Source organism: Suipraeoptans intestinalis (genome assembly GCF_009696485.1).
Taxonomy (GTDB): Bacteria; Bacillota; Clostridia; order Lachnospirales; family Lachnospiraceae; genus Suipraeoptans; species Suipraeoptans intestinalis.
On record NZ_VULY01000018.1, the window covers coordinates 604,617 to 619,372 of the forward strand.

Here is a 14,756-nt window from a genome sequence, read left to right on the forward strand (position 1 = left end):
AAAAAGGAGATAAATATGAATTATAAAATTATGATAATAGAAGATGATCCCGATATTGCTGGACTCCTTTCAGACCATTTACAGCGGTTCGGTTTTTTAGTCTATCGGTGTAAAGATTTGAAAAATGTGATTGAGGAATTCAAGTTGGAAACCCCCCATCTGGTTTTGCTGGACATCAATCTTCCTGTCTATAACGGTTTCTATTGGTGTAATAAGATCAGAAGTATCAGTCCTTGTCCGATTATATTTCTTTCTGCCAGAAATACAGACTCCGATCAAGTTCATGCCATTATGAACGGAGGGGATGATTATATTACAAAGCCATTTTCTTTTGAAGTGGTCACAGCAAAAATTTCCGCCGTCCTCCGCCGCACATATGGAGAGTATTCAAGTTTCAACGCAGATGAATTACAATGTGAAGATTGTATTTTTTCAAAAAGCAAATTAACATTGTCTTGTCATGGACATATGACGGAACTATCCAAAACAGAAGCAGGTGTGATCCGGGTGATGTTTCAGAATTATCCGAATATTGTAAGCCGTGAGGAACTGCTGAATGAAATTTGGGATGATGAGAGTTTTGTAGAAGAAAACACCTTGAATGTGACAATCAGCCGGATTCGCAAACGATTAGAGCGCATTGGCTCCACCCTTGCTGTTAAACCCGTCAGAGGCGTTGGTTATCGCATAGGAGATTCACGTCATGAAAAATAAAAAACTTGCAAAACATTTAAAATGTTTTGTTTTGGATCACCTATGGGTAATTCTTCTTTTTTTAGCAGCGCCGGTTTCCATTATGATTGTTTATTTGACTTTAATTAGTGGAAATCCCGGAGGAACATGGTGGTATTATGTATTTTTATCTCTGTTTATTTTATTGTGCTTCTTGCTTTACCGGCTATATTCCACATGGGATTTTTATGAAATCCTCTGTAATGAAAACAAGACCTTGGAGGATTTTCTAATCAGCGAACCCAAAGGCCGCGAGGAACAGCACTATCGGAAGTTAGTTGAGGAACAGCACAGGTTATATTTAAACCGGTTAGCTCGTATGGAGGACAAGCAAAAGCAGAGTAAGATCATGATTTATCGCTGGGTGCATCAATTAAAAATGCCTTTATCCGTGATCCGTCTGGTTTCAGAAAACAAAAAAGGCGATTCGGATTTTCGTAAAATAGCACAATCAGCGGCGCAAATACAATATGATTTGGATCAGGTTTTGAATATGTATAAACTTGATGCAATAAAAAATGATTTTCATTCCGAAAAAGTGAATTTGCACAGTATGTGTAAAGATTGTATCAACGAGTTAAAAAGCTCATTTATTACAAAAGGAATTTTTCCAAAACTTGAGATTGCAGATGATTTGGTGGTGTACAGCGATTCCAAATGGCTTCGTTTCGTGTTGTACCAACTCTTAACCAATGCTATCAAATATAGTGATGAAGGAAAGAAAATTACCGTCCGTGCTGACAGATCAGAAGAATGTACTTCATTGAGTATCCAAGATGAAGGATGTGGCATTGATCCTCGTGACTTCAATCGAATTTTTGATTTGTTTTTTACGGGACAGAATGGACGCCTGCGCGGAGAATCAAGCGGATTGGGCTTGTATATGGTAAAACAAAGCCTGGATTATCTGGGACATACCATAATGGTGCAGTCAGAATTAGGAAAAGGAAGTACATTTACTATTTATTTTCATGCAAAAAGTGAAATATAGCATTTCGAGAAAGATTACAAAACTGTCATGTTCCGTAATCTTTCTCGATTTTTATTTTTTGAGATATCAGCTATACTAAATGCAGAACAATGAAGGAGGTTGTAAAGATGTCAATTTTAACAACAAAACATCTTGGTAAAGTATATGAGGGAAAAGTTCCATATACCGCTTTGAATGATATTAACTTTAGTATTGAAAAAGGAGAATTTGTCGCCATTATGGGACCATCCGGTAGTGGTAAAAGCACTCTTTTAAATGTGATTTCTACCATCGATCACCCTACCAGCGGCAGTGTCTGCATTGATAGTGAAGATCCCCACGAAATGAATGACGACCAACTGGCACATTTTAGACGGAATACCTTGGGCTTTGTATTTCAGGACTTCAATTTGGTGCATACTTTGACAGTGGGCGAAAATATCATGCTGCCGTTGACATTGGAAGGTGTTCCTGTTCCTGAGATTAAAAAGCGCACCGCGGAGGTTGCTGCACTTTTAGGAATTGAGCCTCTCCTTTCCAAACGCACTTTTGAAATATCCGGAGGGCAGGCACAGCGTACCGCGGTTGCCCGTGCCGTTGTAACCAATCCGTCTTTGCTTCTGGCAGACGAACCTACCGGAAATCTCGATTCCAAGGCTACGAAAGATGTTATGGAATTATTCCGGATGCTCAACGAAACGAAAAATTCCACTATCCTGATGGTAACGCACGATTCTTTTGTGGCGAGCTATTGCAAGCGCGTCCTGATTATCAAAGACGGACAGTTATACCAGGAAATTGTCTCCGATGGAAATCGAAGGACTTTTCAACAGGAGATTGTGGATGCTATGAGTCTTTTGGGAGGTGAACCGCATGACCTTATTTGACTTTGCCCGCAACAATATCAGCCGTGACAGAAGAAACTATATTTATTACTTCGTGAACTGCGTGTTTTCTGTATTTGTATTTTTCCTGTTCACAGTGCTGTCGTTTCACCCGGCCATGAGTATCATTGACCGAGACAGCACCATGGGGTTGATCCTTATAGTAGGCGAGCTTATTTCCATTGGATTTTCCGTTTGCTTTATTTCATACTCTGTGGGATGTTTTCTGAAGGCTCGAAGTCGCCAGTTCGGTTTGATCACTATTTTGGGCGCATCAAAAAAGCAGGTTAACAAACTTGTGTTTCTGGAAAACATGATTGTTGGATTTGCATCTATCGTAACGGGGATTTTGCTGGGATTTGTGTTTTCAAAATTCTTTTTGGACATTGCAAATAAAGTTATCGGCGTATCCGACTTTACTTTCTATTTCCCTGTTCAGGCAATCATTACTACTGTTATTGTCTTGGGAATTGTCTTTTTAGCGATTGCTTTTTTTACGCCAAGGCTGATTCGCAAGAAAGAGGTGGTACGTTTATTAAAAACCGAAGTAACCGGTGAAAAGCCACAGAAACTGTTACCCCTTCTTATTGTATTTTTAGTTTTATTTGGTTTTATGGTTTGGCTTTTTACAAGCGGGACACAGATGGCTAAACAGATTCAGGACAATAGTGTGACTGCTTTGGTGTTGGTTTTTACCATTATCACTGGAACTTATTTGATGTTTGCCTATGGAATGCGTATGGCCCTTGCCCTTTCAAAAAAAAGTCATGCAAGAGGACGTTTGCTTTATAGCAGCGATAAAAAAGCAAAACTGAGAGCAAATGCGCAGACAATGACAATTTCCGCTGTATTGTATGCCATTTCATTCTTTTCCATCATCCTCCTGTTTTCCATATCGACAAATGTGAAAACAGAAACGGAGAAGATCATGCCCTATGCTATAAGTTATAATGCCTGGACAGAAAATGCAGATGTTGCCGGCGACGTGGCTGTGATTGAAAAGGAACTGCAAGACTTGCCCGGTTATCAAAAAGCTGTATTTAACCTTTGGTACAATAAGGCTAACCCAACCCGTTCTGCGATGATGTCTGCAAGTGATTACAACATCATAATGAAGTTTCTCGGTAGAGAAACAGTGACAGTTTCAGAAGACGGCGTTTTTCTCGTTGCTGGAAATGCAGGAGAAACCGTCAAAAAGATTCCGTCAGATATTCAGTCCTTTATGGATGAAAATCGTTTTGATCTGTCTGTAGAAGGATATACAGAAGCAACCATTATGCTGTCCGGTTTCACAACCAATGTTTGCATTGTAAATGATTCAGTTTTTGATGCTTTGAAGCCACAGATGGACAGCAAGACTATCACAGCATTTGTTTATGATAACTGGGAAATGAATAGTCATAGTCCCGAAGCGGTTGAAAACTCATTGAAAACCAGTATTGAAAACAGAGATGCAAATGTGATAACTGCGTACAGCTACTATCGCACCAGCCAGCTGCAGAACAATCTGACGTTATATATCGGCAGTATGCTGTGCTTCACGTTTATTCTTGCAGTTGCAAGCTTTATATACTCCAGACTATATTCGGAGTTGGATGCAGAATGCAAAAAGTACAAAGGAATTGTAAAAATCGGGTTGTCCAAGAAAGAGTTATCTTCTGCATTGCGTAAGGTAACATCCTTGATTTTGTTGGTTCCTTTCCTTGTTGCTCTGATTTACCTTTGGATTGGAATTTTTATTAGCGAACGATTTGCGATTGTTTCAAATATTCCGGTAGCTTTCTGGTGTACAGTTGTGCTGCTTGTATTGCAGACGGGAATTTACTTTGGAATCGATGCTTCCTATCGAAAAGCTGTTTTCCGTAAAGTGTATCAGGATTATGAAAGGAGTTAAAAGAATGAAGAGAATATTTAGCGTATTGTTTGCCGCAGTTGTGGTCTTATGTATGCTATCAGGATGTTCAATGAAAAATGAAACTTATTCTGACGAGGAAAAACAAGTGATTAAAGCAGCAAATCAAATTATTTCCAGCGAGTACGATGTAACGTTTGATGAAGGCGATTTTTCCTATAGTGTAGGTAAACAAATCAAGGAAAATGAATTTGTATCACTTGATTCCGAAGAAAAACAGCAGGAAACTTTTGAAAATATTGTAAGTGTTTCTGCACTTAAAACCAGTCTCCATGAAAAAGGCGAAGTATATGCCTATTCTGTGATTTTCAACTCTCAGACAAAGGAGATTGTGAGTATTAGCGTGAATGTTGAGTAACAGTGATAAGATATGGTGATTCATGATGCCATCCCTTTGGCCACGGAATCAGCAAACAACAACTGCTCGGAACTCAAAAGTGAGTTTAGCTTTTATAAATTGTAACGTATGGATACCGACGGTGTGAAATTTTTTCTGTAAATTGAGATCTTCTATGATAATTAAGCGGCTTAATGGCAGTTTTCTGCGGTTAAGCCGTTGTCTATTTAATAGCAAAAATGAACGAACATGTCAAGAGCACCCAGAAAAATCTGGGTGTATTTTTCTTGGCATATTATTTAGACTTACATCATCAGTCGGTCGGGGTACATGATTTCCAGTTCACCACGTACTTTTCCCCAGTTGCGGATCGACATTGTCCATTTTTTTGCAATTTCAAAAGTACCCAGATATAGTGCCTTCATCAGCGCCTGGGAACTTGGAAATACGCTTCTCTGCTTGTTCAATCTACGATAGCATGAATTTAGTGATTCTATGGCATTCGTAGTATAAAAAGCGGTACGAACATCCTTGGAAAACTTGAAAATTGGAGAAATCGCATCCCAGTTATCATGCCAGCGGTTCATGGCACTCGGATATTGCCCAGACCATTTCTTTGTCACAGTCTCTAACTGCTTTCTAGCAGCTTCTTCGCTTGCTGCCGTATAGATTGTCTTTAAATCCTTTGCAAAGGATTTCATATCTTTGTTTGCAACATATTTCAGCGTATTTCTCACCATATGTACAATACAACGCTGTTGCTCTGTTTTTGGAAATGCGGTAGAGATTGCATCCTTGATTCCTGTTAATCCATCTGAGCAGAGAATGAGAATATCCTGAACTCCACGATTCTTCAAGCTGTTCAATACAGAAAGCCAGTACTTACTGCTTTCATTTTCGCCCACTACGATGCTTAAGACTTCTTTCATGCCATCTTCATTGATGCCAAGTACCACATATGCTGCCAGCTTTCTGATCACACCATCATCACGTACAGAGAAATGCACAGCATCAATAAAAACGATTGGATACACAGGTGACAAGGGACGATTCTGCCATTCCTCGATTTTGGGAAGGAGCTTATCTGTGATATCGGATACCATTCCTTCACTGACTTCAAAACCATAAATATCCTCTATGGTTTCTGAAATCTGTCGTGTAGTCATCCCCTTTGCATACATTGCAATAATCTTGTCATCAATGGAAGAAATATCTTTTTGACGTTTTGGAAGTACCTGTGGTTCAAAAGAACTTTGACGATCCTGAGGTACATCTACTTCGAATTCACCGTATTTACTACGAACAGTTTTAGACTTTGTTCCATTACGGTAATTAGGCTCACTAGATCTTTCATAACGATCGTATCCAAGATGATTGTCCATTTCTGTTTCAAGCATATCTTGAAGGGTTCCGGAAAGCAGATCTTTAAGTGCCTCCTGAATATCATCTGCTGACTGGATATCGTATTCCTGGAGCAGTCCCTGAATAAGATTTCTTTTTCCTTCTGTCATCGGTTTTGGTTTGTAAACTTCTTTTTTTCTGTTTGCCATAATAAAAGGCCTCCTATGATTTAATATATTTTATCATAGAAGACCTTTATAGTGTTTAATTTACAGAGTTTTTTTCACAGGCTCATTTACAGAGTTTTTTTCACAGGCTCTTTTAATTTGTCTTGCATTGTCTCAATAGCATTTTCATTAAAGTGGACAACAACCTCATAGGTTACTTTCCCAATCTTCTTTATCGTTTTTGTTCCTGTATTCTGTTCATTTTTATTTTCGTGCATATTATTTTCCTCCTGTTTGTTGCAATTAAAAAGACGATAGATTTTTTACTTCTACCGCCTTACTTAAAGCTCATATAACTATCTAATCTGTTATCTGTATATTAAATTTTCAAATTCTTATTGTTTAACATTCCGCCAAACATTATATGATACATATCTTTAGATGATTCTTCTATCTTGGTAATGCTTGATATTTTATTTCCAGCATCTTTTGATGAAGCTCCGCAAAGATAAAAGACTTCATTTTCTGTTCCATAGTCTATTGCAATATATCTATCGTGATATTTTTTGCCTGCAACCTTCATTTTTAAGTTGATATTTGGATAATCTCTTCTAAAATCATTTAGGATGTTTTTTGTAAGCATATCTTTATTTCTGACATTGTCGCTAAATAGGATGACTTCAACATTATCTTTTGCAGTTCTTAAAAGTTCCAATGTTTTTAGTCCTATATAGTTATCTATAACATAAATGCTTTTCTTTGCTGACTTATATATTTTTGTATAGGCAACATCCGCCTCAATCTTATCTCCATTCATCAAAAGGAAATGCTTGTAGGTGTCCGGATCTATAAAATTATCCATTACTTTTTTCAAATCTTCTTTTGTTGCTAAGGTGCTAATTTTATCATTTATTTTTGCTATATCATTTGTATTCCGATTGGTTTGTATAGCTATTTGTACTAATTCTTTTGAACCGATAAAATCTTGATTTTCAATAATGAAGTCTTTCATCTGCTTAAATGTTCTAATTAAGGCTCTGCTTTGCCTAATCGCAAGTTCACCTCTTAATACAGTCATAAGCATGTAAATACCTTGTTCTGTAAAGGCATTTGGTAGGTACCTTGAACCGCCCCAACTTGAGGTGAAATTTTTGCACCTCAAGTTTTCAAACTCATTTTCTGTCAGTTGAAACATAAAATCTTCGCCTTCAAACTTCTCAATATTATTTTTTACCTGTCTATTGAAATTTTTAGTTTCATAACCATATATTTCAGCTAAATCTACATCAAGCATTACTTTTTGTCCACGGATAAGATATATTTTATTCTTTATCGTTTTATCATCTACAATAACTGTCTCTCTATTTTCTTCTGTCACAAAATGCACCTCCAAAATCATCTAACTATCTTTTCCAAGCCGCCACGCACTGCTTGGCTTTTTGAAATCAATGTCATATCCTTTTATATTTTTCTATTCCACCTTCAGCTTTTCCGATGTGTTCCACATTTTTTACAAGTCCACTACTTACATTTTCATAAAACCATCTACCAATCAAAGCTGGTGGCGTTGCGATTAACTCTCTTAAAACAAATTCTTTGTCCTTCAGGAAAGAGCTTATTTTGTTTAATAAGGTGTTATATAGAGCGGCATAGCTTGTATTTTCTTGTAAACTTTTGTACTTACAGTATTCGCTAATGCTTGGGTAATTACCCTCTTCTGCTTTTTCAGTTAAAAAAGAATTAAGAAGTACATATTTCACTAAAACAGTGATCAAGTGTTCTCCTTAATTCTATTACTCCAGCAGCGGTTTGCTGCTTCGTGAGCTTCCGGATATTACTCGTCTTCACTTCCGTCCTCTGCCCAGGCCAAAGCACAGGCGACTGCCCGCCTCCAGCCTTTTAGCTTCTCGCTGCGTGTCCCTTCTTCCATGTTGGGAGAAAACGTTCTGGAAACGGCAAAATTGGCGCATACCTCTTCCCTGTCCTTCCAGACCCCCACGGCGATCCCTGCCAGATAGGCAGCGCCCAAAGCTGTCGTTTCCACACACTCCGGTCTTTGCACTTCCACGCCTAAGATATCCGACTGGAACTGGATCAGGAAATTGTTCCTGCTGGCTCCTCCGTCCACCTTCAGACTGCGGATGGGAGCCTGGGACTCCTGCTCCATCACTTTTAGGATGTCGTTGGTCTGATAGGCCATAGCCTCCAGCGTTGCACGGATAAAATGCTCTTTTTTGCATCCCCTGGTAAGGCCTACGACCATCCCTCTTGCCCGCTGGCTCCAGTAAGGCGCCCCCATGCCGGTAAATGCCGGAACCACATAGACGCCGTTGGTATCCTCCACCGATTCCGCATATTCCTCCGACTGCTGGGCGTTTTTCAGCATCCGCATCTCATCCCGCAGCCACTGGATCCCCGCTCCTGCCACAAACACACTTCCTTCCAGAGCGTACTGCACCTGTCCATCTGCACTGGCTGCTATCGTCGTCAAAAGTCCGTTTTCCGACGCCACCGCCTTTTCTCCCGTATTCATCAGAAGAAAACAGCCTGTCCCATAAGTATTCTTCACTTCTCCCGCCGTAAAGCAACACTGGCCAAACAGGGCTGCCTGCTGGTCTCCCGCCGCTCCTGTGATGGGAACGCTTCCGCCAAACACACTGGCTTCCGTATATCCATAGAGATGGCTGGAGGGCCGTACTTTGGGAAGCATAGACGCCGGGATCCCAAAATAATCCAACAGCTTCTGATCCCAGCAAAGGCGATGAATGTCATACATCATGGTTCGGGAAGCATTGGTGTAATCCGTTACATGGACAGTGCCTTTGGTAAGGTTCCAGATCAGCCAGGTGTCGATGGTCCCAAACATCAGATTGCCTGCTTCTGCCTCTTCTCTGGCTCCCTCCACGTGATCCAGGATCCACGCCACTTTTGACGCGCTGAAATACGCATCCGGTATCAGTCCGGTAGTCTTGTGGACATAATCCGCCAGCCCATCTCTCTTTAGCTGTTCGATCCTGTCGGAAGTCCTTCTGCACTGCCATACAATAGCATTGTGCACCGGCACTCCCGTGTGGCGGTTCCAGACGACCGTCGTCTCCCTCTGGTTTGTGATCCCGATGGCGGCGATCTCTTCTGCCCCGGCTCCGATCTTGCTGATAGCTTCCACCACTACCGCCAGCTGCGAAGCCCAGATCTCCATGGGATCATGTTCTACCCATCCTGCCCTGGGATAAATCTGTTCAAATTCCTTCTGTGCCATACTGCAGATACTTCCCTGCCTGTCAAATAAAATACATCTGGAACTGGTCGTCCCCTGATCCAACGCCATCACATATTTTTTCATGAATCCTTTCCCCTTTCACGCCCGTTTATCCACACGCCGTCGCCACCACAGGCACTCCCGTTCCTGCCGCGTCTTCCAGCACTGTTTCTCCGATATGCACCGGCTCTTTGACTTCCAGCGCTTTCAGCTCTTTTACGATCTCCATCATCTTCCCTTTGGGAATCTCTCCCCTGGTCTTGACCGGAACGACTCCGCCCCCTTTCAGGCGCACGGTAGTGGTGACAGTCCGCACAGGATTGGTGACTTCTTTCTCTCCATAGACAGCTCCGCGTCTGCAGCGGTTTCCTGCAACTTCCACACCGCCGTCCTTTTGCCGTACCTGCAGACTGCAGCCCATGGGGCAGCAAATACATGTCAGTTGTCTGATTTCCATCAAAACTCTCCCGTCCCTTCTGCTGTTTCCAGGGTAATTCTTATTTTACCAACATTTCCCTGTTCTTCCAACTGTTTCTTTCCAATTTGTACCTCTTCCATTTCTCCCGGCGTCATGATCTGTTTTTTTCTGCGGGAAATACAGGTTCCGTCAAAGTAGATGCCGATATTGCAGTCCCGGTACACTCCGTCCACACGAAACCGTATTTTGACACGTTCTCCCATACGCTGTGGATCCAGGGTGGACGGCACGGTATAGCGAACGCCTTTTTCTCCTTCGATTTCAATGGAACCTCCTTCTTCCGCCCGGTTTCCCAACAGGTAGGCTGCCGCACTTTCTCCTGCCTGCCTTGCCTCCTCTGACACAAAGTCCACCAGATCATGTACATGCAATACATTCCCACAGGCAAACACGCCTTCTACGTTACTTTCCAGGCTTTCATCCACCACCGGCCCGTTGGTCACGGGGTTGATCTTCACTCCCATCTGGAGGCTCAGTTCATTTTCCGGGATCAGGCCGCAGGAAAGAAGGAGCGTATCACAGGCATATTCTTCCTGCGTCCCTTCTATGACGGTTCCTTCTGCGTCTACCTGCGCAATGGTCACGCTCTCCAGCCGTTCCTTCCCTTTGACGTTGACCACGGTGTGGCTAAGCTTCAAGGGAATGTCGAAGTCGTCCAGACACTGAACAATATTTCTCTTTAGTCCGCCGGAATACGGCATCAGCTCTGCCACTACCTTTACTTTCGCTCCTTCCAGAGTCATCCGCCTGGCCATGATCAGCCCGATATCTCCGGATCCCAGAATCACCACTTCCCTACCGGGAAGATATCCGTCTATATTTACCAGCTTCTGGGCTGTCCCCGCCGAGTAGATTCCCTGCGGACGATACCCCGGAATGTTTAGGGCTCCCCTTGGCCGTTCCCGGCATCCCATAGCCAGTATGACCGCCCTTGCCTGAATCGTCCGGATCCCCTGGCGGTTCAGGAAGGTGATCTGCTTTTCCGGCGTCACCGCAAGAACCATGGTTTCTGTCAAAAACGGGATCTTCGCTTCTTTTAGCTGCTGCACAAACCGATGGGCATATTCCGGCCCCGTCAGCTCTTCCTGAAAGGTGTGCAGCCCGAACCCATTGTGAATACATTGATTCAGGATCCCTCCCAGCTTTTCCTCCCGCTCCAGAAGAAGAATGTCCTGTATCCCTTTTTCTCTGGCTGCGACCGCCGCCGCCAGCCCCGCCGGTCCGCCGCCTATAATCACCAGATCATATTGCTTCATGCCGCTTTCTCCTTCCGCTCTTTCTTACCTCTTTCAGTTCTATCTGTAATTCTCTGGCTAACAGCTCCATCAGCTTTGGCGTGCAAAAGCCTGCCTGGCACCGCCCCATCTCCGCCCTGGTCCGCCGCTTGATCCCATCCAGAGTCCTTGCTCCCAAAGGTCTTCGGATGGCGTCCAGAACCTCTCCTTCCGTCACCTGCTCGCACCGGCATACCATGGTTCCATAAGCCGGCTCCTTCTGCATGACGGCATGTTTCTCTTCCTCTGACAACTCCATAAAACGCAGGATATCTTTTCTGGTCTCGATAAACTGTTGCTTTGGTTCCGGCAGCAGCTTCTTTACCAGCAGATCTTTTACGTAAACTCCAATGGCCGGCGCGGAGGAAAGTCCCGGAGATTCGATTCCTGCCACGTCAATAAAGCCTTCTGCATCCGGTGCCTCTCCGATCACAAATTCTCCTCCCTCCTCATGCGCCCGCAGCCCTGCAAAGGATGTGATGATCTTTCTTTTTGGCACCGATCTTACCGATCTTCCGCTTTTTTCCAAGACTTCCTTCAGCCCCTCGGCTGTCGTAAAGGTTCCTTCTTTTTCCTCTATATCCACCGCAGTGGGACCTACCAGCAGATTCCCGTGCACCGTCGGCGTTACCAGAACCCCTTTTCCCTTTTCTGTGGGAAGCTGGAAAATGGTGTGATCTACCAGACCGCCCACCTCTTTGTCCATGAGGCAGTATTCTCCTTTTCTGGGCGTGATGTGGATCTTCTGTGCGCTGACCATATTGTGGAACACGTCGGCATATACCCCTGCCGCATTGACCACACATCTGGTTTCCAGATCTCCCTGATCTGTCTGTATGAGATACCCTGTTTCCAGCGGTCGGATGGCCAGCACTTCTGTTTCCAGTAGAAATTCCACCCCGTTTTCCGCCGCGTTTTCCGCGTAGGCAATGTTCATTCCAAAGGGGCAGACGATTCCTCCCGTGGGAATATGCAGGGCGGCATAGATCTCGTCCGACAGATTCGGTTCCAGCTTTAACGCCTCTTCCCTTTCCAGAAGCTGCATTCCTTCCACATGATTGGCTTTGCCCTGCTCCAGCAGGTTTTTCAGCGCGCCTACCTCTTCCTCCCGATGACAGATCACCAGGGAACCATTTCTCCGAAAGGGAAAATCCAGTTTTTTGGCCATTTCCTCCATCATCCGGTTGCCTTCCACGTTGAGCTTTGCCTTCAAAGAACCCGGCTTTGCATCAAACCCGCCGTGTACGATCCCACTGTTGGCTTTGCTGGTCCCTTCTCCCACGTCGCTTTCTTTTTCTATCACACAGACAGACAGCTCATATCTTGACAGCTCTCTTGCTATGGCGCAGCCCGATACCCCGGCTCCTATAATAATTACGTCCTTCATGCCTTTCCTCTTTCTGGGAATTTCTCCCACTTCTGTTTCCTTGACTTCCGTCTCTTCCCTGCCTCTGTCTCTTACTCAGAGGGTCCATACTTCCTGATTGGTGGAGGAAATTGCCACCGCCCCCGCCGAAATCGCTCCCATAATGTCCTCTTTGTCTGCAATCAGCCCTCCGCAGATCACCGGAATTTCCGTCTCCTCCACGATCCTCTTTGTGATCTTCGGCATGACGCCGGGCAGGATCTCGATACAGTCCGGCCGGATGTGATCGATCTGCTTTTGAATGTTTGTAAATGCCATCGAATCCAGAATAAACGCCCGCAGCACCGTAAACAGCCCCAGTTCTTTTGCCCGCTTCAAAAGGGCGGGACGGGTGGAAATGATCCCTTCCGCCTCTGTCTGCTCTTTCATAAAATCTACTGCGATCTCCTTATTTCCGATCCCTCCCAGAAGATCCAGGTGGACAATGGGGATTTTCCCTGCTGCTTTGACCTCTCCTACGATCTCCGGTATGGTACAGATATCTCCAAACAGGATAAACACCAGGCCTGATTCTGTTTCCAGACACGTTTTCAACCCTTCCCTGTTTTTCACAGCCGTGATGATCGGATTTGTTCCGATCACTTCCAATATTTGTTCTGGTCTCATGGACATTCTCTCCTTCTGCTCCCAGCGGTTTCCCACTGACACAAAAAGAGCAAAGGGACATATAGGATCCGTAGATCCTATATAATCACTTCGCTCCTGGTCTCCTAGTAATTATCTGAGATAAGTTTAGCACATTTTAAAAAAATTATCAAGCTTGTCGGATTCTTTTGATAGCTTCCACCGTGTTTTCATAGCTTCCAAAGGCCGTCAGCCGGAAATACCCTTCTCCGCTGGGCCCAAATCCGGAACCGGGCGTTCCCACCACATTCGCCTTCTCCAACAGGAAGTCAAAAAACTCCCAGGAAGTCATTCCCTGCGGCGTCTTCAGCCAGATGTAAGGCGCATTCACTCCTCCTGATACCTGATAGCCTGCCTCTCTTAGGCCTGTCTCGATCACAGATGCATTGTTCATATAGTAGGCCACCTGCTTTTTCAGCTGTTCTTTCCCCTCCGGAGAATACACGGCCTCCCCTGCTCTCTGCACGATATAGGGGGCTCCGTTGTACTTGGTGCCGTGTCTGCGCGCCCAAAGAGAATGCAGGGTGGTATCTCCACATTTCAGCTCCTTCGGAATGACGGTGGCTCCCAGACGCACTCCCGTAAATCCCGCATTCTTGGAGAAGCTTCTCAGCTCGATCGCACAGGTTCTGGCTCCCTGGCACTCATAGATGGTATGGGGAACCCCTTCTTCCGAAATATACGCCTCGTAGGCCGCGTCATAGATGATGACGGATCCGTTTCGGTTGGCATAGTCCACCCACTCCTGCAGCGCTTCTCTGGAAATAGTCGCCCCTGTCGGATTATTGGGGAAGCAAAGATAAATGATATCCGGTACCTGATCGGGAAGGGACGGTGCAAATCCGTTTTCCTCCGTGCAGGGCATATAGATCACGTCGCTCCAGGTCTGGCTGTCCGGGTCATAGATCCCCGTTCTTCCTGCCATCACGTTGGTGTCCACATACACCGGATAAACCGGGTCGCACACGGCAATCCTATTGTTCTTTGCAAAAATCTCCTGAATATTCCCGGAGTCGCATTTGGCTCCGTCGGAAATAAAGATCTCATCTGCCCGGATCTCACAGCCTCTGGACTGATAGTCTTCTTTTGCCATGACGCTTCTTAAAAATTCATAGCCAAGATCCGGCGCATACCCGTGAAAGGTCTCGGCATGCCCCATCTCGTCCACCGACCGGTGGAGGCTTTCGATGATAGCCGGTGCCAGCGGCTGTGTCACATCCCCGATTCCCAGGCGGATGATCTGTTTCTTGGGATTCTGTTCCTGAAAGGCCGCCACTTTTTTTGCGATATTGGAAAACAGATAGCTGCCCGGAAGCTTTAAATAGTCTTCATTGATTTTAAACATACTGCCA

The 14,756-nt window shown here is 44.3% G+C and carries 15 protein-coding genes; 5 read left to right on the plus strand and 10 right to left on the minus strand.

Going from position 1 to position 14,756, the window contains the following annotated elements; translation table 11 throughout:
• The first annotated feature begins 15 nt into the window (after nt 1-15).
• The 5 genes from FYJ34_RS03565 (at nt 16) to FYJ34_RS03585 (ending at nt 4,856) form a co-directional block, all read left to right on the plus strand.
• Nucleotides 16-714, plus strand: a complete 699-nt coding sequence (locus tag FYJ34_RS03565) for a response regulator transcription factor (RefSeq protein ID WP_154476309.1) — start codon at nt 16-18, stop codon at nt 712-714.
• Nucleotides 704-1,723 (plus strand): sensor histidine kinase, encoded by a 1,020-nt coding sequence (locus tag FYJ34_RS03570; RefSeq protein ID WP_024416726.1) that lies wholly within the window; start codon nt 704-706, stop codon nt 1,721-1,723. The genes FYJ34_RS03565 and FYJ34_RS03570 overlap by 11 nt, the downstream gene beginning before the upstream one ends.
• Before the next feature lie 107 nt (nt 1,724-1,830).
• Nucleotides 1,831-2,589, plus strand: a complete 759-nt coding sequence (locus FYJ34_RS03575; protein ID WP_154476311.1) for an ABC transporter ATP-binding protein — start codon at nt 1,831-1,833, stop codon at nt 2,587-2,589.
• On the plus strand, nt 2,576-4,480 hold the full coding sequence (locus FYJ34_RS03580) for an FtsX-like permease family protein (RefSeq protein ID WP_105248922.1): 1,905 nt from the start codon (nt 2,576-2,578) through the stop codon (nt 4,478-4,480). Before FYJ34_RS03575 ends, FYJ34_RS03580 begins: the two co-directional genes overlap by 14 nt.
• Before the next feature lie 4 nt (nt 4,481-4,484).
• Nucleotides 4,485-4,856 carry a hypothetical protein gene (locus tag FYJ34_RS03585; protein WP_024390393.1) on the plus strand — a complete coding sequence of 124 codons (372 nt, stop codon included), beginning with the start codon at nt 4,485-4,487 and terminating at the stop codon, nt 4,854-4,856.
• Between the two features lie 284 nt (nt 4,857-5,140).
• On the opposite strand, the gene FYJ34_RS03590 is transcribed toward FYJ34_RS03585, so the two are convergent.
• From FYJ34_RS03590 to FYJ34_RS03635, 10 genes are all read right to left on the minus strand, one after another.
• A complete protein-coding gene (locus tag FYJ34_RS03590) occupies nt 5,141-6,385 on the minus strand; it encodes an IS256 family transposase (RefSeq protein WP_117995389.1) in 1,245 nt (414 codons plus the stop codon).
• An 86-nt stretch (nt 6,386-6,471) separates the two neighbouring features.
• Nucleotides 6,472-6,621 (minus strand): transposon-encoded TnpW family protein, encoded by a 150-nt coding sequence (locus FYJ34_RS03595; RefSeq protein ID WP_154476313.1) that lies wholly within the window; start codon nt 6,619-6,621, stop codon nt 6,472-6,474.
• 101 nt (nt 6,622-6,722) lie between these two features.
• Nucleotides 6,723-7,721 carry an ORF6N domain-containing protein gene (locus tag FYJ34_RS03600; RefSeq protein ID WP_330582517.1) on the minus strand — a complete coding sequence of 333 codons (999 nt, stop codon included), beginning with the start codon at nt 7,719-7,721 and terminating at the stop codon, nt 6,723-6,725.
• Between the two features lie 73 nt (nt 7,722-7,794).
• Entirely contained in the window at nt 7,795-8,118 is a 324-nt protein-coding gene (locus tag FYJ34_RS03605; protein ID WP_154476317.1) for a hypothetical protein, read from the minus strand.
• Nucleotides 8,119-8,177: 59 nt separating this feature from the next.
• A complete protein-coding gene (glpK, locus tag FYJ34_RS03610; RefSeq protein ID WP_154476319.1) occupies nt 8,178-9,686 on the minus strand; it encodes a glycerol kinase GlpK in 1,509 nt (502 codons plus the stop codon).
• Nucleotides 9,687-9,711: 25 nt separating this feature from the next.
• Complete coding sequence (locus tag FYJ34_RS03615) at nt 9,712-10,059, minus strand: DUF1667 domain-containing protein (RefSeq protein ID WP_154476321.1); 348 nt, start codon at nt 10,057-10,059, stop codon at nt 9,712-9,714.
• Nucleotides 10,059-11,336 carry an NAD(P)/FAD-dependent oxidoreductase gene (locus FYJ34_RS03620; protein WP_154476323.1) on the minus strand — a complete coding sequence of 426 codons (1,278 nt, stop codon included), beginning with the start codon at nt 11,334-11,336 and terminating at the stop codon, nt 10,059-10,061. The genes FYJ34_RS03615 and FYJ34_RS03620 overlap by 1 nt, the downstream gene beginning before the upstream one ends.
• The gene (locus FYJ34_RS03625) at nt 11,323-12,741 is read right to left on the minus strand and encodes an NAD(P)/FAD-dependent oxidoreductase (protein ID WP_154476325.1); all 1,419 of its coding nucleotides are present in this window, start codon (nt 12,739-12,741) and stop codon (nt 11,323-11,325) included. Before FYJ34_RS03625 ends, FYJ34_RS03620 begins: the two co-directional genes overlap by 14 nt.
• Before the next feature lie 75 nt (nt 12,742-12,816).
• The gene (locus FYJ34_RS03630; protein WP_154476327.1) at nt 12,817-13,386 is read right to left on the minus strand and encodes a glycerol-3-phosphate responsive antiterminator; all 570 of its coding nucleotides are present in this window, start codon (nt 13,384-13,386) and stop codon (nt 12,817-12,819) included.
• Between the two features lie 148 nt (nt 13,387-13,534).
• Nucleotides 13,535-14,749 (minus strand): LL-diaminopimelate aminotransferase, encoded by a 1,215-nt coding sequence (locus FYJ34_RS03635; RefSeq protein WP_154476329.1) that lies wholly within the window; start codon nt 14,747-14,749, stop codon nt 13,535-13,537.
• Between the last annotated feature and the right edge of the window lie 7 nt (nt 14,750-14,756).